At 51.6% G+C, this 23,741-nt stretch carries 14 protein-coding genes; 6 read left to right on the forward strand and 8 right to left on the reverse strand.

Annotated elements, in window-relative coordinates:
• Window positions 1-73: 73 nt before the first annotated feature.
• From K0T92_RS08080 to K0T92_RS25285, 3 genes are all read right to left on the reverse strand, one after another.
• Window positions 74-5,812: a choice-of-anchor I family protein gene (locus tag K0T92_RS08080; protein WP_219871949.1), complete on the reverse strand. Its 5,739-nt coding sequence runs from the start codon at window positions 5,810-5,812 to the stop codon at window positions 74-76.
• A gap of 248 nt (window positions 5,813-6,060) precedes the next feature.
• The gene (locus tag K0T92_RS08085; RefSeq protein ID WP_219871950.1) at window positions 6,061-7,212 is read right to left on the reverse strand and encodes a hypothetical protein; all 1,152 of its coding nucleotides are present in this window, start codon (window positions 7,210-7,212) and stop codon (window positions 6,061-6,063) included.
• A gap of 208 nt (window positions 7,213-7,420) precedes the next feature.
• A complete protein-coding gene (locus tag K0T92_RS25285; protein WP_281423127.1) occupies window positions 7,421-8,602 on the reverse strand; it encodes a peptidoglycan DD-metalloendopeptidase family protein in 1,182 nt (393 codons plus the stop codon).
• 593 nt (window positions 8,603-9,195) lie between these two features.
• Between K0T92_RS25285 and K0T92_RS08095 the strand changes: the two genes are divergently transcribed.
• From K0T92_RS08095 to K0T92_RS08120, 6 genes are all read left to right on the forward strand, one after another.
• Complete coding sequence (locus tag K0T92_RS08095) at window positions 9,196-9,912, forward strand: response regulator transcription factor (protein WP_219872161.1); 717 nt, start codon at window positions 9,196-9,198, stop codon at window positions 9,910-9,912.
• Window positions 9,909-11,681, forward strand: coding sequence for a sensor histidine kinase (locus tag K0T92_RS08100; protein ID WP_219871951.1), 1,773 nt, complete (start codon window positions 9,909-9,911; stop codon window positions 11,679-11,681). The genes K0T92_RS08095 and K0T92_RS08100 overlap by 4 nt, the downstream gene beginning before the upstream one ends.
• 175 nt (window positions 11,682-11,856) lie before the next feature.
• Window positions 11,857-12,459, forward strand: a complete 603-nt coding sequence (locus K0T92_RS08105) for an RNA polymerase sigma factor (RefSeq protein WP_219871952.1) — start codon at window positions 11,857-11,859, stop codon at window positions 12,457-12,459.
• A 75-nt stretch (window positions 12,460-12,534) separates the two neighbouring features.
• Window positions 12,535-15,636 carry an efflux RND transporter permease subunit gene (locus K0T92_RS08110; RefSeq protein WP_219871953.1) on the forward strand — a complete coding sequence of 1,034 codons (3,102 nt, stop codon included), beginning with the start codon at window positions 12,535-12,537 and terminating at the stop codon, window positions 15,634-15,636.
• Window positions 15,637-15,661: 25 nt separating this feature from the next.
• Window positions 15,662-16,879 carry an efflux RND transporter periplasmic adaptor subunit gene (locus tag K0T92_RS08115; protein WP_246628012.1) on the forward strand — a complete coding sequence of 406 codons (1,218 nt, stop codon included), beginning with the start codon at window positions 15,662-15,664 and terminating at the stop codon, window positions 16,877-16,879.
• A 567-nt stretch (window positions 16,880-17,446) separates the two neighbouring features.
• Complete coding sequence (locus K0T92_RS08120; RefSeq protein WP_219871955.1) at window positions 17,447-18,985, forward strand: HsdM family class I SAM-dependent methyltransferase; 1,539 nt, start codon at window positions 17,447-17,449, stop codon at window positions 18,983-18,985.
• Between the two features lie 9 nt (window positions 18,986-18,994).
• Here K0T92_RS08120 and K0T92_RS08125 read toward each other — a convergent pair whose 3' ends face one another.
• The 5 genes from K0T92_RS08125 to K0T92_RS08145 form a co-directional block, all read right to left on the reverse strand.
• Window positions 18,995-19,576, reverse strand: a complete 582-nt coding sequence (locus K0T92_RS08125) for a GNAT family N-acetyltransferase (RefSeq protein ID WP_219871956.1) — start codon at window positions 19,574-19,576, stop codon at window positions 18,995-18,997.
• A 61-nt stretch (window positions 19,577-19,637) separates the two neighbouring features.
• Window positions 19,638-20,303, reverse strand: a complete 666-nt coding sequence (locus tag K0T92_RS08130; protein ID WP_219871957.1) for an HAD family hydrolase — start codon at window positions 20,301-20,303, stop codon at window positions 19,638-19,640.
• A 41-nt stretch (window positions 20,304-20,344) separates the two neighbouring features.
• Complete coding sequence (pyrF, locus tag K0T92_RS08135; protein ID WP_219871958.1) at window positions 20,345-21,274, reverse strand: orotidine-5'-phosphate decarboxylase; 930 nt, start codon at window positions 21,272-21,274, stop codon at window positions 20,345-20,347.
• Between the two features lie 76 nt (window positions 21,275-21,350).
• Entirely contained in the window at window positions 21,351-22,133 is a 783-nt protein-coding gene (locus K0T92_RS08140) for a nucleotidyltransferase domain-containing protein (RefSeq protein WP_219871959.1), read from the reverse strand.
• A 247-nt stretch (window positions 22,134-22,380) separates the two neighbouring features.
• Window positions 22,381-23,562 (reverse strand): stalk domain-containing protein, encoded by a 1,182-nt coding sequence (locus K0T92_RS08145; RefSeq protein WP_219871960.1) that lies wholly within the window; start codon window positions 23,560-23,562, stop codon window positions 22,381-22,383.
• Window positions 23,563-23,741: the final 179 nt, after the last annotated feature.

The following is a 23,741-nucleotide window of genomic DNA, read 5'->3' on the forward strand; positions in this document are numbered from 1 at the left end:
GTCCCCTCGAGCATCATTGCTCTTGGGGACGTTCCTTTGTCATTTATTCCGTTTCATCTGCAAGATGCTTAATCTATTCTACAAAATCAAGCTCTTTCAAGGCTCTAAGCAGTATAACAGCCCCCTGCGCACGGGTTGCATTGTCCGCCGGAGCAAACGCGCCCGCAGTGCTGCCCTGCATGATGCCTTTATCCACTAGCAGCGCCGCTCCTTCTGCCGCCCACTGCGGGATAGCCGAGGCATCCTTGAATTTGCCCAGAACGGATGCACGGCTGCCAGCCTCCGGCTTGCCCTCGGATTGAACGGCCGTAATGGCACGGGCGATCATAACGGCCATCTCTGCCCTTGTAATCCATGCGTCCGGTGCGAATTTGTCCGCCGTCTTGCCGTTTATGAGACCGAACTTCACCGCTGCGCTTACTGCCCCGGCATACCAGGCATCTGGCGCAACATCCGTGAACATCGCGGCTTCACTGCTCAAGCTTAGACCCAATCCGCGAACGACCATCGCAGTAAATTCCGCTCTTGTTACCGCCTTGCCTGGAGCAAAATCGTTCTCATTGACGCCGTTGACAATGAGCTTGGAAGCCATCGTCTCAACATCTTTCTCCGCCCAATGGCCGCTCAGATCAGCAAAGTCCTTCTTGAAATGAATGACCGAGTAGATGCTGTTCCCCGGACGCTTCATCTCCATTGCAGGCTTGCCATTCACTACAGCCGCGACACCTGGAACGAATACCCATTGGCCTGCAGCTTCATCATACATGACTGCCGCAGCCCCAGCGGGGTTCGCAGAGGATGGCAAGTAGATGAAGCGGGAGACATAGGTTTTGCCGAAATCCTTCAGCTCCTTCTCTCCACCGCCGGTCGCTATCGCAACCTTGAATTCCAGCACCGCTTCAAGAGCGGCATCCGCTCCGAGCGCCTGAGCCTTCGCCTTCAGCGTCTCAAGCTTGCTGCCTTCGACAGGTGTGATGGATACTTTGACGCTTGTACTGCCGAGGCTTCCGCTTTCCGCAGTGTTCAGGTTAAGAACGCTGAGCGGAAGCTCGTAGCTTGCAGCTCCGGTATGAATTACGATCACAGCTTTAATCGTTCCGCCAGCCGCTGCCGCCAGCGCTTCTGCTGGAAGCTCGACCTCTGCCGCTCCAGCCGCTGCAGGCACATTGACAACAACCGCCGCCGCTCCACCGGATGACGTCCCGGCAAGAGCTTTCGTTAACGCCGCTTTCAGCTCTTCCGCTTTGACCGCGACTTTATGAATCGTTCCACCCGCTTGGTTCTTGGTCTCGGTAATTTGCAGCGCAGTGCCGGACAGCTCAATTGTACCTGTACCGCTGCCAGTATCCGGCTTGGGATCTGGCTTCTGCTCCGGATTCGTGACCGGAGGATTAGAACCGCCATTACCATTGCCATTGCCGTCTCCGGAAGACTTCGCTTTCTCCACAATGCGGCCTTCAACGGCAGGAGCAATGGTGCCTCCCAGCGAGCTTACATATTCCATGAATATTTCATAGTCGGGATAACCGAGATCCTCATGATAAGCGCCGCTTGCAATCGACTTGGCGAAGGAGGCATAGCCGTCCCCGCCGCCTGCAACAAAGCTGTTCGTCGCAAGGCGGTAGGTTGCTGTGAGATTAATCGGCGTGTAGCCGCTGCCGCTCTTGATCTCTACATCATAGACCTTGCTGCCCGCAGGCTGGCTCGGATCCCACTTGAAGCGCATCCCCGCCACTTGCGGGAATTTGCCAGGCAGATCACTCAGCTTCGCGCCGCTGATCCCGTTCTCCAGACCATCCTTGAGCGCTTGGCCCGTCACATCCAACACATAAAGCGTGTTGCCGAACGGCATTACAGTACGCAGCTCGCCCATCGTAATATCGCCTTCGTCAATCGAAGCGCGGATGCCTCCGCCATTCATAATCGCAACATGCGCATTTTTTAATGCCTTTGCTCTGGCCAGCATGCCATCCGCGATGAAGTTGCCGAGATTCGTTTCTTTGGCGCGCACATTTTTGCGTTCACCATCCAACACGACAGCCGCGCTGCCGATAACCTGCTTCTTCAGCACTTCCAGCTCCGCATCGTACGGCGCCAGCATGCTCTTGGCGGTCTCGTCCTCTGCTACCGAGCTGTTCACTGGAAGCAGACTTCCCTGCAATTGTCCGTCGCCCGTGAGCAATATGCCCTTGTTGTCGAATGACAGATCGACACGTCCGAGAAATTTGCCCCATTCATTGGCCTGCACGACTACCGTCGGCGTACCGAACACGCTGTCTGTAATTATATCCGGCGCATCCAGCTTCGTGTGCGTATGTCCCCCGACGATGAGGTCAATGCCTTCTACGACATTCGCCAATTCCTTGTCTCTGCTGTAGCCCAGGTGGGACAAGGCAATAATCATGTTAATGCCCTCTGCTTCCAGAGCAGCAACCGTATCGGCAGCTGAGGCCGCGGCCTCGTTGAACACAACATCCTTGCCTGGGCTGGAGGTCTCCTTCGTATCCTCGGTCGTCAGACCGAATACCCCAACCTTGCGGCCATTCACATCCAGCACCACATAGGGATACACTCCCGCCACATCCACTGTTCCAGAAACGCCCGCACGGATCGTTCTCGGTGCCTTGAGCAGCGGGCTCATATGGCTGTCCTTCGTAAGGTCGACATTCGAGCTGACAATCGGGAACTGCGCTTGGGAGACGAAACTAGCCAGCACTCCCGTTCCCTGGTCAAACTCATGGTTGCCGAACGTCATTGCGTCATAACCCATGTAATTCATAAAGGCCAGATCGGCAAGGCCGAACCACTTCGTAAAATACAGATCGCCGGAGAACACATCGCCAGCATCCAGCAGCAGGCTGTCTCCCGCCTCTTCGCGCACCTGCTTCACCAGCGTCGCCCGTCTCGGAGCGTCAGCCAAATGCGCATGCGTATCATTCGTATGCATAACCGTCAGCTTCCACGGGCCTACCGTAACGGCTGCTTCAGCCACGCCGAAGCCATCGGCGCTTACCGCTCTAATAACAGCGGTTCCTTCTGCAACAGGCGTTACCCTTCCGCTTGCATCAACGACTGCCACATGATCATCTGAAGAGGACCATGTTACAGACGATGCGCTGCCAGCTGCAGGAATGACGGTGGCATTGAGCTGTACGGGCGCGTCCCCCGGCGACAGCCAGAGCGACTCCTTATCCAAGGCCACCTTCGTTACGTTCAACTGCAGCACGGTAACCGTGCCGCCTACCTCGTTCGCTACGAGCAGCAGCGGCAAGCCTGTCGGACTGTCCTGTGCAGGAATGAATTCGAGCCCTTCCGGTCCTGTATCGGTGTTAATATTATCCTTGGGCGCAAACACGCGCGTATTGATGTAATTCGCAAACACCGGATGATTCGGGTTCGTCACATCATAAGTCATGACGCCGCCTATGCGCTCCAGCCCTACGAACGCGAGCACTTTATTGCCCACCTCGCCGACGGCCACATATTCCGGTTCAGGACCTTTCTTGCCGCTTCTGTCATCCATAGCGGTCTTGCTGTTGCTGGCATTGAAGCTGCCCGGCAGGCGCTGCGCGGTAATGGTCTCCAGATCATTGCCGCTGTCATAGACCTGCGCCATCGTGTCCGCATCCCAGATGGAGAAGGAGCGTCCGCCGTACATATATACAGCATCCTTGCTCATGTCTCCGGCAACCTCGACTTTATCGTACGCAGTCTTGCCATTCAAAAAGACAGCAGCGGGCGAAGCAGGATCGAGGCTTGCCTTCAGATCCTTGATCGTCGTACCGCCTTCTCTGCCCGGCCATTCCGTTACATCTCCTTCATTGGCACTGAACAGGTAAGTCTTGCCGTTATAAGTATGGGACGCAATGCCGTCCGGCATATACATGCCGAGGAAAGGAACATTTTCGAACTTGATGGCGTCATCCTTCACCAGATCCAGCGTATTGGCCGGGTCGTTCAGATTCTTATAGCCAAGGCCTTTGACAGCCGTAACCGACTTGGCCGGAATATCGATGACTGCAATCGCGTTGTTCTCCTGAAGCGAGACGTAGGCGACCGTATGGTCCGCCGAGAGCGTAATATATTCCGGCTCCAGATCGAACAGCGCATCCGCCTTATTGGTGCTGCTGCCCGTAATCTTGCCCGTCACAGGATGGGATGCGCCCCGGATGTGAACAAGATCGTCAATGACGGTCGGATCGTCAAATTTCACATGTACAACCGCATCTGTCGTTGTATCAACAATCGTCACACTGCCCTCCGGGTCGCCCGCTGCAGTGCGGGGCTCCGCTTCATTGGCGGTCAGCACATATTTGCCATCGGGGGTTGCCTTGATCATGTCAGGCTGAACGCCCGTCTCGTAGGTCTTGAGCAGATTGCCCTCGTAATCAAGAACGAGTATTTTCCCGTTCGCCATATGATCGGCTTCCTGCACAGCAAGGAAAATTTGCTTCGTGCTCGTATTAATATCAACGCTGGTCAAATCGCCGAATGTGAACCCGCTCGTCTCCGCAAGCGGCTTAACGTCAACGGACTTCTCCTTCTGGAGCGATTGATCCGCGGCAAGGGTAACAATATCCAGTGTCGGAGGCACTGTCGCTCCGTTCACCAGATAGAACTTCCCGTTGTCTTTGTTATACTTCACAATCTCGGCAACACCGCCGTCCTTGTTGGTGACACCTACCGAATAGCGGCCAATCTGCTCGACGCTCAAAGTGTCAGCAATGCCCGCAGGCACGGCTGGCTTGACGTTCAGAGATAATGTCCGGCTCGTTGCCGCAGGAGGAGCACTACTATCGGTTACATGAATCGTAACCGCTGCGATTCCCTCCGTCCCCGGAGCAGGAGTCCCCGATATAACCCCTGTCACCGCATCGATTGCAATACCGGCCGGCAGTCCGGTGCCGCTATAAGAATACGGCGCAGTACCGCCATACACAGCAGCAGCAACCGTATACGGCGTACCTACATTGGCATCAGCCAGCGTCTCTGTCGAAATGCCGAATGCCGGCGCAGCTGCGGTCCATGGGCCGTCAGAGCTGCTTCTCGGTCCCTTTGCGCTCAGTACGGACGGAGTTGCCTCCAAGTAGTCGATTTGTTCAAAATCGGCCTTATTGTTGTCGGTATCCGCCAACGTCTTGCGGACGATCCCCTTCTTCTTGGACTTGCCCTCCGCATCCCCGGTCGGGTAGGCGTATTCATAGCCGTCAATCGCACAGCCCGGATCATTGCCGCCTGTGCCCACCATATCCACATAGCCCTCCGGCCTTGGACTTGCAGCGAACGGATTAGCTTCTGACAGCGTATTCTGATTGCTCATCAAAGCAACCTTCATCGACTTGCTGTAGATCATGCGATCAAACGGCTGGTCGCCCTTCGTCAATAGATGCAACGCAGGAGCGCTTGCTCCGGTTGCTTTGCCTGTAATTAAATAAGAAGAGTGCGCTTTAATCGTACCCGTCAGCTCCAGCTTCTCCCATGCGCCAGTCGTTCCGGCAGCATTCTCATCGGCATTCGCCGCATAATGGAGCGACCATCCGTCCAGTACGACATCACTTTCAGTCGGATTGTACAGTTCGATGAAGCCATTGGACACAGATGCTCCGGTATCCAGCGAGCTGTTCTTATTGCCGCCGTACACTTGGTTGATGAAGATGTGAGGAACAGTAACGTCATAGCTGCCATTCGCTGCATAAGGCGTTCCTGCAAGAGGCGAGGCCACTGCCATAGCAGTGCCTCCGGCCAATATAGAGCCCGCCAGCAGCTCCGCCGCCAACAGCAGCGAAAGAATTCTTTTTCCTCTCTTTTTCAAACCGCAACCACTCCCTATATGTTTTAATTCTTGTCCATTGTACGGAGCAATTGTTAACGTTAGCACCCGGGTACTATTTAGTTATTGTAAAAGCTGTTCCAGGAGTCTTGTCGGGGTATGCAAATGACAAAAGAAGCCTCCGTTCCACCTTGGTCGTGGTTGCGGAAGCTTCTTCATAGCCATTTCCTCATGCATTATGTTCTTATTAGGATCGAACGCATCTGAATTGCTACCTGATACGATCCCTCTCAAGCATAAACAACTTCGAATGATAACAAGAGTTTATCCACAACCTCTTCTTCCATTTTCTTCACCGTAAAAAGTTCCTTTAAATTTTCAACAAGTTCAAGATCAACCGCACTCTCTGAAGCTTTTCCGGTATGTAACTTCATTAATACTTTAAGATGTTTATTTCTAATGGCCAGTAGTTTTCTTTCAACCTTAGCGTACTCGTTATAAATAGATTCACCGTCTCGAATTACTTGTTTATTGGTAAGATGTTTTATCCGCAGCAGCATCATTTTCTTATGTTCCCATAGTACATGAATTATTCTTATATCCTTTAATACTACACTCGCACTTGTTGCTTTCTCAAAAATGTGATCGTACACATTTAGTCCAAACACAGCTTCTGAAGGATGATATAGCACCTTGAAACTATTTTTTGATTGTCTATAATCCTCTAGAGATTGGTATATTTTATCGACATTTAATTCAAGGTCATGTTTATAGCAATGCAAATAGAAACCTATATCATATCTATTGAGAGTTAAATACGGCTCTGGCTCGGTGTTCTGATATGCTAATTGAAAATCTTCAAAACCAATATCTAAATTATCAAATACTCCCAATTTATTAAAACCTAACGCTTTGAACAGCTTGTTTTCTTTATCATATCCATATACTAGGTTTTGATGGTTATAATTTTTAATTTTATAAAACTCTTTATTCGGAAGATAGTACTCATTCAAATGAATCTCACAGTAACACTTATCGTCTATACAATTCATAATATAATCGATGATATTATCTTTCATCTCGGAATTTACTTGATAATTAATCATATATCCTTTTAGTCCAGGATATTTCAACCCGTATTTACCCTCAGGGGCATAAAAATCAACTCTGAAATCAAATCCTTCAGAATTATAATCGCTATACAATTGAATGAAATTACTGAAAACCCAATCATTATGATCACCGTTTGACATCGTCATAGCTAATTGGTATCCGTAATGAAGCAAGCCATGGATCGGCGGAGTAACCATCGGTAATATAGTAGATATCGTAAAAACCTCACTTTCATGGAATAATATAGACAAATGAAACGCTGCCGATTTCGTTGTTTCCTTCCCCTCAATCACCTTCCAATTATTTGATATATATATTACTTCTATCAATCTTTCATATTTCCTGTAATTAATATAAAAAAATACCCTCCAAAATGGAAGATTTCTCGCTATCTGGTTCTGGATCACTGCAATACGACGGATGGAACCATGGCGCGTGATCCTAATCCAATAAAATAAATCGCGATTGCTATAAAACACCTCAACAACGAAAAACCGTCCTCACAGGACGGTCCCTTCAACAAATTTTATATCCATTCTATCGCTGCTCCACTCCAGTAACATGATCTCCCTGAATCATTCTGGGCGCACCCGAGAAGGTGACGGATATCGCTTTGGAGGTGAAGAGATCCGGGCCATCCGATACTTGAAAATGCAGATGAGGCTCGCTGGAATTGCCGGAATTGCCGCACAGGCCTATCTCCTGTCCCTTCTTGACGGTTTCCCCTTTCTTAACCTTCACCGTACCCTTCTTCAGATGCGCCAAGTAGCTGTACTCCCCATTGCCGTGGTCGATGACAACATAATTGCCCGCAGGCTGGCTGCTGTTCATCGTGCCCACCGGTTCATTGTCGGCAATATCGTTCACCGTGGCGGCAACCTTCCCATCCGCCGGAGCCAGCATGGCCTCTCCGAACGCATAATAGCTCTCGTTCTTGGTGCGGTCTCCCTCGTAGGATTTCCCGTCCTTCTCCTTCACCAGATCATAAGCATATCGCTGGCTCTCAAGGGCGTAATGATAATTGTGCATTTCATTATCGCCACCCCAGAACACAAGCCACTCCCCCTTAAAAGGTAAACCGTAGCTGATTTTGGTTCCGGCCTCATCGGTCTCCGGGTGGGATGTTACATTCTGAATCTGAATGCCTACGATTGTATCTGATTCATCGTAGGTGGCTGTCAAACTTTTTGTCCCCTCCGTATTCATCCAGACATAGCGGGCCATACCATTGAGCGCAAGTACAGACGGTTCCCGAAACGCCTTAACATCGTTCAAAAACTCCCTGCCCATCGCTTTGAAGTCGGCTGCCGGTACAGCATCCTTCAGTTCCTGGCTGAACTGGGTATACAGACGCTCATACTCCCCCTTCATCATCGCATTCGCTGTCTCCTCCGGCTGTATCCGCTCCTTTGTTCCTCCCTGCACGTCATTCCCCTCCTCCTCCGTTTTGTCCCCACGACGAGTACCGTTAGTTTTATCCCCATGATTAGTCCCATCGTCACCGCCAGATCCACCAACTTCTACGCCGCCGTTGCCGCTGCTATCTCCATCAGTCTTCCCGCCGCCGTTGCCACTGCTATCCGTCTTGCTTGCAGGCCCATTCGCTCTGTTAGCACCATTCTCGTTGCCCCCACACGCTGTCAGCAGCACGATCATCACCAGCAATCCCACTCCAAGTTGATTTACAGCGCCGGCAGCTTTCGTCGTTCTTATCCTCATTCTCTTCGGCCTCCAATATGTTATGAATGAAAACAGGGCTCAATTTCATTAACAGGGGTCGATTCAAATCTAGCAGCGGAATCCCGTTCCTATGATGACTGGTCTAGAGGAGAGATTCCTCAAACTGTGAGAATTCCTGCGAAAACGCATCCTTTCACCCGCAGAAGCATGCTCAGGACCAAATGCCTGCCAAAGCGCAGGTATCTCACAGCAATTGGCCCATTTCGGCCGATCCGGCTTCATATTCCTGTAGAATCGCAGGCATTTCCGATATTATGGCTTCTTTTACCCAAAATGCCTGCACATTTGCAGGCTTCCCTTCGCAATCTGCCGAACGGCGAGAGTCCTGCAGCGCGAAGCGCCAAATGTTGCAAGTAGCAAGCGGCGAATCAAGCCCCCGATTTTGTTTTGAGCTCCTGTAATTGTAACCTTTGAAGCTTGCCACAGCCGAAACGGCAGGTTACTGGAAGCTTAATTTATCCCGAGTATGCGGGAGCAAATTAAGGTACTCTTAAGATTCTGTTTATTCACAGTCAACTATTACATGGTACGATTACTTTGGAAACAAACAATCTTCTCTGAGGTGAAGCATGTTGAATGATGCCAAAATACTGCTAGTCGATGACGAGGCAACGATCCTACATATGTTAAAAACAGTGCTGCACAAAGAAGGATTCGCTCAAGTGGATACCGCTACGAGCGGAGAAGCTGCTATCTCCTTCTGTGAGAGCAAGCACTATGATCTCATTGTGCTTGACGTCATGCTCCCGGGACAAAGCGGGATTGAGATCTGCCCTTTCCTGCGGAAGACGACGGATGCGCCGATTCTATTCCTTACAGCCCGCACCTCCGACTTTGATATATTAACCGGATTTGCCGTTGGCGGGGATGACTATATTACGAAGCCTTTTAATCCGCTGGAAGTTGTAGCCCGTATCAAATCCCAGCTGCGGCGGCACTTGAAGCAGCCTGCTGCGGCAGAGCCCCGTCCGGACACCGCCTTTGATTTCGGCAGGTTTCAGGTCGATGAGAAGACTGGCGTGCTGACGGTAGACGGGGAGGAATCACACTGTCCCGCGCTCGTATTCCAACTGCTGCTCTTCCTATGTCGGCATCCGAACCGGATCTTCAGCAAGAACGAGCTCTACGAGCGCGTATGGGGCGACGGAAGCGTGAATGACGACAACACGGTCATGGTCCACATCCACCGGATTCGGGAGAGGATTGAAGCAGATCCCAGCAAGCCTGAATATCTCGTGAATGTACGGGGGCTTGGCTATAAGCTGATCCGCAAGGGAGAGGCTCGATGAGCATTAAGCGGCGGCTCACCATCCGCTATATTCTCCAGTTGGCCCTTGCAGGCCTGTTCATTCTCATATTGGCCGCGCTCACGATGTACTGGATGTTCCAGAAGCTGACTGATATCGAGATAAAGCGTGATTTTGCTTCTGTCGGGCTGTCCATGCTGATCTCCACCTCCACCATAGGGCCGGATGGGCTTCAATTCGATCCGGAGCTGCTGAACCAGGTGAAAGCTTCCGGCAGCTGGCTCCAAAGCATGGATGAACAGGGACGCATAACGAAGAGCTACTTCACGCCTGGCGATGTGCCCTCATCCTATGCTCCCGGCGAACTGATCGATTACTGGAACGGGGCCAAGCCCTTCCCCTACCAGCTATCCCTATGGATGGAGGAAAAGGAGGGCCGCAACTATACGCTGATCTACGGCTCCCGCTCCAGAGCTTACAGCATGCTGCAGGAGATCGTGACGCAGTATGAAACTCAAGGGTCTCCTGTCATTAGCTCAGGCACAGCTCTGAAGCTGCCGGAGCAGCTGACTGCGAATATTGACCGCTTGCGTGCCTGGGTTCAATTGCTTGACAACAAAGGAGAGGAGATCGCTTCTTATAATAAGCCGGGGGACGCCCTCACCCGTTATAACGCTCAGGAGCTGGCGCTTCGCACCCAGTACAGAGACAACTACGGCATAGAGCTGGCTTCGCATTATGACGCGGAGACTGGACAGACCTGGGTCTTGAATATACCTGAGCCTGACAATATAGGGCGGTCTTCCCCGTCCTTCCTGCTCTCTCCCGAGCTGAAGGTGCTTCTGATCGGATTGGCTGCGCTGATCTCCACATCTTTTATCGTGTTCGTTCTGCTGTCCTTGTGGTATGGACATCGATTCGGCGCGCCTGTGCTGTACATGATGAATTGGATTCAAGCTCTTGGACGGGGCAATTACGGCGAACCTCCCGATCGCAAAGGAACCAGGAAGAGAAGCAGCGGCAAGCGGAATGGCTGGGACAGGCGGTACCGCGTATATTCGGAGGTGCTGGATTCACTGGAATCACTGTCGAGCACACTGCGCAGGGACGAGGAGCATCGCCGCATCGCCGACCGTACAAGAGAGGAATGGATCGCGGGCGTTACTCATGATCTCAAGACACCTCTTTCTTCAATTATGGGCTATGCCCACATGCTCGAAGCGGAATCGTACAGCTGGACAGAGACGGAGGTCCGGCAATTCGCTCATACGATCACGGAGAAGTCTACCTATATGGATGTGCTTATCAATGATCTTAGTCTGACGTACCGTCTGCGCAATGGCGACATCCCCTGCGAGAACACTCAGGTAGAGATGAGCGCATATTTGCAGGAAGTGGTCAATCGCGCGGCTTCGAACCCAGCCTATGGCGGTGATCGGGTCATTTGCCAGACAAGTGATAACCCTCATATTGCCTTCATTCATCCCGCATGGTTCGAGAGAGTCGTGGAGAATCTTGTGGCCAATGCACTGCTTCACAATCCCCAAGAGACCGTTCTTGTCGTGACCCTTCACACAAGGAGCGGCGGGGGCATGGCAGTGACGTTCAGTGATAACGGGAATGGCATGGATGCAGAGACAGCGGATATTCTGTTCGAACGCTACTACCGGGGCACCAGCACAGACATCTCTCCCGCAGGCAGCGGACTTGGAATGGCCATCACCAAGGAGCTTGTACAGGCGATGGGGGGCAGAATCGAGGTCAAGACTAAGCCCGGAAAGGGCACGAATATTTCCCTTATTTGGGATTAATGTTCAGACCTTAGTCCAGGCCCGAAACAAGCCTCAAGCCTGAATTTTTCCGGAGATGAAACCTTTAGGATAATAGAGACGGATGGAACAGCTATCCCATCGTGCTTTTCAGGAGACCTGGATTCCTGTTTGACCTATATAGACTGCCAACGATGAAGGAGGTGCAAGCTTCGTTATGACAACTTTAACGTGTGAGAGATTGTATGCCATAGAGGGCTCGCAGCAGGAATATGAAGCATTGATTACGCCCCACTTGAGCGCATTGCACAAATACTGCTCTTATTTGACGCAATCCAAATGGGATCAGGAAGATCTGGTACAGGAGACGCTGTACAAATCGTATGCCTATTACTTGCGCAATCCGCTGATGAAGGATGCCAAGTCATTCCTGCTCTGCATTGCCCGCAATACATGGATTGATCAATATCGGCGCGTAAATAATCAGAGAACTTCCACCGTCTTCTGGCATGAGCCTGCCACTTATATCGATTCCGATTATGCTGAGGTCATCAGCATGCTGGAATGGTTATCGGAGCGGCTGCCCGAGCGCAATATCCGGATGTGGCTGCTTGCGGAATATTTTGACTACTCGATGCAAGAGATCGCCGACGAGATGAATACGACCATGCCGACTGTCAAATCCGTCCTCTTCCGCACCCGCGAGCTGCTGCGTGGCAAGAAGAAGTACGGGCGCCACAAGGTTATACAGCTCAATGTGGAACGATGGTGCAAGGCAGTTATGCAAGAACGCCCGCAGGGCATTGTTCAAGGAAGCTGACACAGCAAGCCTGATTCCTGCCAGCAGGTACATAATCATGAGGATTCATTAGAAGCGGAACGGGAGGATAACCGATTGAAAGCATTAATTAGCTTTTCTATGAGCAAGATAGCGGCGATGCTTATTATCATTGCTATTTTATTCGGAGGCGGTCTCTATTCAGGGAGCTCATTGAAGATTGAGAACATGCCTGATGTATCATTTCCAATTGTTATGATCACAACCTCCTATCAAGCCTCTCCACAGGATGTTATGAATCTCGTTACTAAGCCAATCGAAGACAAAATCGCCAATATCGCAGACCTCGACACGATCTCTTCCACTTCAAGCGACAATATGTCCGCCATCATCGTTCAATTCAAGCAGGATGGCGTCGATATCGATAAGAAAAAGCAGGATCTGGAGAGTCTCGTACAGGAGGTCTATCTGCCCTCCAAGGCTGACAGACCGAAGGTATCAACACTTGGCTACGCCTCTATCCCGGCCTATTATCTATCCGTTAATGCCGAGGAAGGCATGACCCAGTCCGAGCTGGACCGGATTTATGAAGAAGAGCTGAAGCCCCGCTTCGAATCCATAAAGGGGATTGACCATATTGATTCCATCGGCAGCCGCACCTCATCGCTGGACATCCAGCTGGATGCCAATGCCCTTATCGCATACGATATGACACTTCCATACATAGCAGAAGCGATACAAGCCGCCCTGCAGAACGGCTCCATCGGTACGGTCAAGCTGGACGGCAATACCCAGATTGTCCGCGTCAAGGGGGATCTCGACAGCGTCTACAATCTTGAGAATATGGAAATCACCGCACCCGCCGGACAATTGCTTCAATTAAAGGATGTATCCAGCATCAAGATGATCAGCGATTCGCCATTCGTCGCCCGTCTGGACAATATGCCGGCGATCGGTGTCCATCTCTACAAGTCGAGCGCTGCCAATGCAGTCGAGTTCTCGAATGAGACGAATGATCTGATCAATGAATGGACGCAAAAGTATCCCAGTCTCAGAATCAATAAAATATTCGATAGCGCAGACGAGGTCAACGAGTCCATCAGCGGACTGCTTCGCGAGGGCTTCATCGGAATCGCGCTGGCTTCTCTGATGATTCTGCTATTCCTGCGCAATATGCGCATGACGCTGATCGTGCTCGTATCAATTCCGCTCTCTATTCTGATTACGCTCATGATGATGCATGCGATGAACATCACCCTCAACGTGATGTCCCTGGGCGGCATGTTCATTGCGGTTGGGCGAATTGTAGACGATAGCATCGTTGTCATCGAGAGCATCTACACCAATTTGCAAAAGGCGCAAAAGCGCAATGAGTCCGTTATTCTTCTCGCAACGAAGCAGGTGGCGATGGCGATCAGCTCCTCCACCTTCGTAACGGCTGGCGTATTCCTGCCTATCGCTTTCGTAAGCGGCATTATCGGCGGCTTCTTCCGTCCATTCGCCCTGACGGTGGCCTGTGCGCTGATGACCTCGCTCCTGGTAGCGCTGACGGTCATTCCGATGCTGGCGAAGCTGATGGTGCTGCGGGAGGGCAAGTCCGTTCAGACGCATGAGCATAACGATGGCAAAATGGTCACCCTGTACGAGCGCATCCTTATCTGGTGTCTGACCAATCGAATCAAGACCCTGCTCGTCTCCGGGCTTCTGCTCATTGTGACGATTGTGGCAACCGTTCCGAATCTGGCTATCACCTTCCTGCCCGATGGCCAGGTTACAAGACAGATGAACTACTCAGTCAAACTGCCTTATGAAACCCCGTTCGATAGCACGAACCAATTGGCGAAGACGATTGAAACCAAGATGGCTGCTGCCAAGGGCGAGGACGGCAAGCCGCTGTTCAACTTCGTGGAAGCCTTGGTCGGCTATGACTGGAGCGAAGAGCGGGTGCCCTACGCCATTGAGATTATTACCGAGGTTCAGGAGAATGCCGATCCTGCTGCAATCAATGATCAGTATCAAGCGATTATCGCTGCCGACCTGCCCTCAGGCTCCAAGGTCATTCCCGGCTCGCTGGCAGGCGGCAGCGGATATACGGCTACGGATTTCTCTTATGTGCTGTACGGCACAGAGCAGCAGCAGCTTCAGCAGGCCGCCGCGATGGTAGAGTCGAAGCTCAAGGAATTTCCGGAGATGAAGAGCATTAAGACGAGTCTGGGAGATGCCAAGACGGAGCTTCAGATTGCAGTAGACGGGCCGACTGCCCGCATGCACGGCCTAAGTACAGAGCAGATTCAGGCCACCGTTGGCGGCTGGATCGCACGGCATGACCTTGGCGATCTGCGGTTCGATAATGTCGTCTACAAGACCAAGATCGAGCTCGCGCCGAGAGACAAGGATACCATCGAGCTGATCGGCCAGCTTCCGATCAAGACGCCTTCAGGCGGGACCGTATACTTGAACGAGGTCGCCAAGCTGAAGAAGGTGCTCACCCCGCTTGCGCTCGAACGCGAAAGCCAGAAGCAGATGGTTAAAGTAACGGCCTCTATTGATTCCCCCGACAAGGCAGCCGTCAGCGCCCGAATATCTGAAGCGTTGGACGGACTGGAGCTTCCGGCAGGTGTAACGACGGAGCTTCAAGGGGTTACCGAAGATATCAATGAAGGCTTCGGCCAATTATTCGCCGCAATGGCGGTAGCTGTTGCCATCGTGTATTTGATTATGGTGCTTGCCTTCGGCAATGCGGGTACGCCCTTCGCCATTCTATTCTCCCTGCCGCTGGCTGTTATCGGCGGGCTGCTCGGCCTGTTTGTCGCGAATGAATCCATCAACATCACCTCGCTAATCGGCTTTATGATGCTGATCGGAATCGTCGTCACCAATGCCATCGTCCTTCTCGACTGCGCCCAGCAGCTAAGAAGAGAAGGCTATACAGCGAGAAATGCCTTAATCGAAGCAGGCAAAATACGGCTGCGTCCCATCATTATGACCGCAGGAGCAACGATAGCAGCGATGATCCCGCTCGCGCTGGGCTTCTCGCATGGCACCCTGATCTCCAAGGGGCTGGCTGTTGTCGTGATCGGCGGACTGATTACCTCAACACTGCTCACTCTTGTTGTTGTCCCTGTCGTATATGAATGGATTGAGGCATTCAAGGAGCGGATGGGCAGAATGTTCAAACGGGATAAAGCTAAACCAACAGCTGCTACCCTCAAGCTGTAGATGATGAATGGAGGAGAACCCATTGATGAAGATAGCACCGCATAAAACGACCAAGCGACTTAAATTGCGAACATTGAGCCTCCTGCTCGCATTGACCGTGCTGGCGGCAGGCTGCTCACAGGCTGCGGACAAAACGGAAGAAACAGCGCAATCCGCCAGTACGGTGAAGACAATGATTAAAGTCGAGGAAGTCGGCAAGCACAGCATGGGCGAGCCGCGTGAAGGGGTGGCGGAGGTCAGCGCTTCTGTCAAACTCGATATAACAGCCAAGACCTCGGGAACGATTGTTTCCCTGATCAAGAAGAATGGCGCACTGGTCAAGAAAGGCGATGTTATTGCCCGCCTGGATGCCCGCGCCGCCCAGTTGGAGAAGGAGAAGGCGGTGCTGGCGCTGAGCAGCGCCAAGCAGTCGATGGCCGGCGCAGCTGCAGAGTTCAAAGCCAACCGTCTCAAGATGGTTAACAGCATTAAGCAGCTGGAGGATCAATTAAAGCAGCAGACAAGACAAGATGAGACGGTTATGGAGGAGACGAAACGCAACCTTGATATTGCGAGGCAGCAGCTTGCTGCGCTGGATGAGACAAGTCCCGTCTCTTCCCATGAATCATCCGTCGCATCGGCAAAGCTGTCGCTGGAGACAGCAGAGCTGGCACTGGAGCAGTACAATATCGTCGCTCCGGCAAGCGGACTGCTGTCAGACATCAAGCTGCAGGCGGGAGCCGACGTCTCTCCCGGCACTATTGTCGGCTCCGTGCATAATACAGACAAGGTCAGTCTCAAGGCCAGCCTTACCGCAGCCACTGCCGATCTGGCGCGGAATAAATCGGATCTGATCTACTATGCGTCCGGCAATGAAAGCGTGCAGAAGAAAGCGCAAGTCGTTCATATCGGCGCACTGCCTGATCCCACGACAAGATTGTATGCCCTTGAGCTGGAGGCAGACAACGGAGACGGCATGCTCAAGGCCGGCTCGCGCGTGCACATCCAGCTGACCACGCCGGAAGAAGAAGTCGTTACGGCCATTCCTTCTCTCAGCATCATTCGCGAAGGCGATGCTGCTTATGTCTTCGTGCTGAGCGGCGGCAAGGCCGCCAAAAGAACGATCACCCTTGGACGGATTAACGATACCTTCCAAGAGGTGCTCACCGGGCTGAAGGTCGGCGAACAGCTCGTAACCTCCGGCCAGCAGTCGCTCAAGGACGGGCAAGCCGTAGAAGCGTCTCAGCTGGAAAAGCAGCAATAGCCGTTCCGGCAGCCAACCGCAAGTTGCGAAAGGCGAGGGACGCCCGCCAGCGGCATGGATCGTGAAAAACGAGGCGCACAGCCACAGGCGAAGGCTGGCTTTCTCAACACGAATGTTGGGAGCTAAGGAGCGCGGCAAGAGCCGGATCGGCGTGGGTGCGTGTCAACGAAGCGCATTCCTGCGAAACTGCAGGCTTTCTCTTCGTTCCAGCCTGCTGAACATGAAATGCCTGCCGGAGGGCAGGCATTTTTCCATTTTTCCCCTTGCCGGACAATTTCGCCGCCATATTCCTGCATAATCGCAGGCATTCTTGCTCAGCGGCTTCTTTTTACCAGAAATTCATGCACTTACGCAGCATTTCTTCTCGTCCCGCCAAGCAAGTGAACTCTATCGCCTATTCACAATTGCGGGAAAGTCCATTCCGCCAGGCTTTCTTGCCAGCGTCCTGCACAGCGGTGGTACCACCGTGGCAGGCAGTGCCCATATTGCCATCCCTCCCGCTTTCCCTTATGATCAGATCATCATAGACGAGCGTCAGAATCCATCAATCAGCAGCCAGGAGGAACTATGCCACGATCAGCACCAGCAGCCACAGGGGATCAGCTATATCGCTCCTTCTATACGAAATCCCGCTACATTACAGATTACATGGTCGATCGGCTGAAGCCTGCATCCGGCCATAAAGTTCTCGAGCCTTCTGCGGGCGACGGAGAGTTCATAGATGCGCTGCTTGGTGCCCATCCCGGCCTTGATATTACTGCGCTGGATATGAACCCGGAGGCGATTGCCTGCTTGCAGAGCAAGTACGCCAGCTCCAGCAATATGAAGATCGTTCATACCGATACGCTGCTGGATTCCGATCTCGATCAGAAGGCAGCCGGCAACGGGTATTATGACCGCATTATCGGCAATCCTCCCTATGGCGCTTGGCAGGACTATGAGAAAAGAAATGAGCTGAAACACCGCTACGACGGCTTCTACGTGAAGGAAACCTATTCCTTATTCCTGCTGCGCTGTGTCTCGCTGCTGAAGATGAACGGCAGGCTTACCTTCATCATTCCGGATACGTTTCTGAATCTGCACATGCACAAGCGGCTTAGAGAGCATCTGCTCCTTCATACCAGCATGAAGGAAATTCTGTTAATTCCCTCAAGCTTCTTCCCTGGTGTCAAATTCGGCTACGCCAACCTGGCTATCCTTACACTGGAGAAGTCTACACAGGAGATCGCGCTGCAGAACCGGATTACGATCATTAACGGGCTTAAGAAAGTATCCGACATCGAAGAGATTACGAGGGGAAATTTTACTGCGGGGACTGCGAATGCAGTTGTCATCAGTCAGAGGGACATCTATCAATCGAAGGACTGCGCATTTCTGTTCAAATCCCATCATGGCATCCGCCATTTCATTAACAACACTACCACTACTTTAGACGATATTGCTGATTGTGCGACCGGCTTCTATTCCGGCAATAACCGCGCTTTTCTTAAAGTCGCCCATTCTTCCGTAAGAAATTTAAGCGGCTGCGAAGTGATCAGGCCAGAGGAGATCAATCCTGATTATCGGGCCGCTCCTTCCCTGCTTGACGGACTTGACTCCAGCAGCTCCTACATCCCAATCGTAAAGGGCAATGTCAAAGGCTATTTGCGCGAAGATAATTGGTTCGTTGATTGGAGCCGCGAAGCCGTTCGCCATTATAAGACGGATGCCAAAGCCCGCTTCCAGAACGCGTCATTCTACTTTCAGGATGGAGTCGCTCTGCCGATGGTGAAATCATCCAAGGTAAGCGCCAGCTTAATCCAGCGGCAAATCTTCGATCAATCCATTGTCGGCATTTTCCCGCGGGACAAGAGCCTGCTGTATATTTTGCTATCCTTGATGAATACGGCGATCGTGAATACCTTTATTCATACCATTAATCATACAGCGAATAATTCAGCCAACTACATCAAGAAGATTCCTGTCGTCATCCCGGCTGATTCTACGCTTGAGACCATCCGCCAACTAACAAAAAACCAGCTCCTGCATTGGCAGCGGGCCGGTTCTGCTGATCAAGAGATCGATGATGAGCTGAATGGAATCTATAACAGTCTCTATAAGCTATAGCGGCAGCGGTCAGCCTTGCTGCGCTCGCGATTGCATGTAGTCCGCTTTCAGAATTCCGTAGATTTCCAGATCTACAACACCTTTGCCTGACCACAGCTCTGCTTGCCGAAGCAAGCCTTCTCTCAGGAACCCATTCTTCAGAAGCACCCGCTTGGACGTCTCATTGGGCGGCATCACCTCGGCTTGTATCCGGTTGAACCCTGCTGTGTCGAACAAGAATGATACCAGCACTTCGAGCGCTTGCGAGGCGATTCCTTGTCCCCAATACGATTCTTCCAGATAATAGCCAATTGTCACCATGTTGACCTTCGAATTGAAGTGAAAGGCTTCTATAATGCCAACCAGCCGGTCGCTGTCGGTCTGCAGGAATATCCCCCACTTAATCCGCGACCTCTTCTTATAGTCCCGCTCAAAATGGCCAATCATGTTCCGAACGGCCGCCTTGTTGTGCTTGGGAATAATACCGCAATATTGAAACACACGATCATTGCTGTATATATTGAACAGATCATCAAGGTGATGATCCTCTACCTGCTTCAGAACAATATGCTTCGACTCCAGAACAGGAAACTGTGAAAAAATCTCGTTCATGCCCCTTAACCCCCAGCTTTTGAATGTCCGATTATTGCCCAATAGGCTTCATTAATGTCAATTAAGACGGCTTGCTGTACAAATAGTCAATCACTTGCTGCAATTGATCAACGGCCCCGATGGGGGCAACTCCTCTTTGCGCCATTTGTTCTATAGAAGTCCGGTAGCTTATAAAAGCGATTCCCGCTCCGGCTGCGGCTTTGCCATCAATCCAGGAATCCCCGATAGAAATCCATTGATGACTTGGAATATAGGGAAGCCGCTCAAGCACATAATGGAACCCTGCGGGTGCCGGCTTGAGCGTCCCCATCTGCTCCCGTCCGACAATGAAGCTGAACCGATCTATAATGCCGGTGCTGCCAAGCGCCTTAACTGCAGCGCTATGCGCGTTATTAGTCACAACGACCAGTTCGTGGCTGCCTTTCAGATGATCCAGCAGCTGGGCAGCGCCTTGCTCCAATCCGGCGCCTTCCATTCCGGCGACCTCATGCTTGGCAGCAATGGCCCACACCTGCTGCAGCTGCGCCTCACTCATCCCATTCTCAGCAGCAGCAGCGATCAAAGTCGATGAGGTATGCTGGGACAGTGAAACGGTCTCAGGGATCAGCTTGCTCCCCGCCAGGAAGTGGAATATTTCTGTCTTCATCGCAAGGAAATCAATGCTGGAACGCAGCAGTGTATTATCCATATCAAAAATAATGCCAGCATACCGGCTGGCTTTCCCCATAGTCCCACCCCTTGTGGCTTTTGCTCATGGGCCGTCCACTCTTAGCCTCTATTCGCACTGCTGTGCAGCCGTACTTCATTAATCTGCTCTTTCGCTGTCCGCGCAGCATTCTTAATGGCCTGAAGCATCTCCTGCTCCGTCGTTGCCTCCCCGTTCTCTCTTCCCTCCCGATAGCTGTAGATGATTGCTCTTGAAGAAGAGATAAGCGCCCCGTTCCCATTCTCATCGAAGAAGACATCCAGATCTTCGGCCTTGCCTCCCTGAATTCCGAAGCCGGGAACGAGGAAGATGCAATGAGGCAGCAGCCCTCTAATCCTCTCCGCCTCAGCGGGATACGTCGCTCCAACAACTGCACCGATGAAGGAGTAGCCATTCTCTCCGGCGGTTGTGCGCATCAGCTCGCTCAGATCCTCAGCCAGCTTGAAATAAAGCAAATCGCCATTCTGGAGCGTGAGATTCTGAATCTCGTGGGAGGAAGGGTTAGAGGTCTTGAGCAGCAGGAACAAGCCCTTTCCTTGACGCTGCGCCTCCTCTACGAAGGGCAAGTAACCGTCACTTCCCAGAAAAGGATTCACCGTCACCATATCGCCAGCCATCGGACCATCCGCGAGAAATGCCTTCGCATAAGCCTCCGAGCTGGAGCCGATATCCCCCCTCTTCGCATCATTAATGACGAGAAGGCCTTTGGTCCGGGCATATGCAATGGTCTGCTCCAACGCATGGATACCATGGCTTCCGTACACCTCATAATAAGCAAGCTGCGGTTTCACAGCGACAACTTCCTCCGCAACGGCATCTATCACAATCCGGTTGAAGGCCAAGATTGCAGCCGCTATCTCTTCATTAGTCCGCGATTCCATACGGTTAAGCAGAAATTCCGGGAAATACCGGGGATCAGGATCCAATCCTACAACGAGTACACTCTTTTTCTCTCTGCTTTGCTCAATTAACATGTCAGCCAGATGCTTCACGAATACAACTCCCTTATGTAAAAGAATGCCATAATAAAGCCTTTGCTACCATCATGCTAGCAAAGGCTTCCGATTGTCAATACTTCACTTCCTGCAGAGCAGCCCGGAACAACCTGTCCAGCTGATCATCCATCGCTCCCTCCGCCACTGATACGGTGGATGCTGCGCGTTCATAGTACGCAATGCGCTCCTCCAGAAACTCATGAATGGGATTAATTCTCGGCTCATAATCCAGCTCTTCTCCGGCCTTCTTCCTGATCAGAAGCTCTTCGATGGCAGTCCTGAGCTCACTGCCTGCCGGAACAAGGCGGTCTACAAGCAGATCGAACTGGAGCGGCGGCATCGACAGATAACGTTCGATCCATCCGCAGGCCAGGATCGGCCTGAGCACATAGAAGTACTTTTTGATTCTGACCTGCTCGCCTTGGAGGTATTCCCGGAAATTGCCCTTGGCCATATGAAGATAGTGGTACAGGCAGGATCTAGGCGAGAAGGCAATTGGCGATATCCGGCGAATTTGCTCGGCTACTGAATACGGCTCCATATATAGAATAGGAGAATGCAGCCATTCCATTAACGGCGGATTCGACTTTCTGAACAGATTGAGCGCCTTCTTCAGATCCCATCCGTTAATATCCAGCAGATTGCTAATAGGCCTCTCGATGACATCCCTACGCTCGAAGATCGATAAATACCAGTCCTCCGGACGGAGATAGATGAACCGGACATCATAATCGCTATCCTTGGACGGGAATCCCCATGCCCGGCTGCCCGATTCGCAGGCATACAGGATGACCACATTCTCCTCCTGCTCTATGTTCCGCAATTGCGCAATGATTTCTTCACGATAATCCCTCATAGCTCTAGCCCCCTTCTGCCCCCTATAATCGCACAATACCGGTAGAACGAACACGGCAAAAGTATTACAAGCGCAGCCTTGAATCCGTCTTCTCAGCAAAAGCTCTACCATCTGCTGCACCACAGAGAATGTGCAATGATACTGAATACGCAATAACGCTGCGTCGCTCATTGGATATGACAAAGACCTCCCGGATGTGCAGGAGGCCCTTCCCTTGGTCCGCCAATTCAGCGGGCCGCTTATGCGATTATCTTTTCCACACGGTACCGTCGGAAAACGCGACTTTATCAATTTTAATATTGCTGATCTTGGTCGTGCTGCTGTATGAGAACAGGTCCCATACGAAGGTGGCGGATTCGCCAAAAGCCAGGTCTGCATTATTGGATACGCCGTAGAAGCGATTGCTCTTCGTGAATGAACGGTTAACGGGATCATTATAAGCATCATAGCAGCTAAAGGACAGCTCGAAGGAAATGATTTTCTTCTCCGTCAAGTTCTCTACTCGAATATTGGCATCCGGATAATTAAGGGAGTTAAAAGAGACGCTGGAGCTTACGATTTTCAAAGGTATATTTTTGTTTTTGACAAGCTCCTGCTTCATCTTCTTCTTAAAATCCGCAATCTGCTTGTCGTACATCGCCATCAGGCTATCCTCGAATGCTGTCCCTACATACATCTTGTCTGCATACTCATAGCCCGCGCTTGCCTGCTCCACATCATTAACGGTTACGCTCTTCACGACTCTGCCGTAGTAATCATACTTCTTATACTCTTCCGTCAGGACATCTCCTGTCACAGCGGATGCATTCTCAAAGGCGCCTTTCTGGCCGGGGGCAAGCTCTATCGTCCACGTCGTGCCGTAAATGCGCTTGTCATCATACAAGTACTTATATTCCTCATAGGTGACAGTAATCGTTTGATCACTTAGGTTTTTAACGGATGTGTTCGTAATCTCAAGCGGCAAGCCGGTATAGAACTTGCTTTTCTCCTTGGCTGCCGTTGTAATGCTGAGCGTGTCGCCCTTCTTCTGCATCGAAGCTCCCAGACCGTCAAGCAAAAAGCGCAGGGGCACCATAATGCGGCCATTCCGCTCCACTGCCGGGGTTCCCAGAAACAGCGATACGCCATTAACCGTTCCCACAGGGGCGCCGAGCGTAAGGGCAAGCGTCATCTCGCCGTTCGATCCGATCACCCTCTTGTTCGCCTTGTCCCAGCTGAATTGCAGCCCCAGACCCTCGATCGTTTCTCTTGCCGATACAAGCGTCGTCCCGTTCTCCGTAATAGGAGGCTGTGTGTATTTGATTTTCGCCCCATTAACGAAGACGCTCGTCTCTGGCTTGGCCGCATCGGCGGTTGCCGGAGCCAGTACCGGAATGAATAAAGCTACTACCACAGCCAATAGGATTGATTTGATTGAATTACCCATCATGATTCCCCATTCCCCTTTACTCATATGTATGTATTTGTAAGTCACAAAGGCTATTATAGTATAGTCATTTGGAAAATAACAGCTCTATGTTGATAATAATACAAACGAGATTGGGAATATTCAAAATATATCCATATAAATATTTTTTGTTGGGAAAATAAGCAATGGGGCTGTCCGAA

The sequence above is a fragment of the Paenibacillus oenotherae genome (assembly GCF_019443105.1).
GTDB lineage: Bacteria > Bacillota > Bacilli > Paenibacillales > Paenibacillaceae > Paenibacillus_Z > Paenibacillus_Z oenotherae.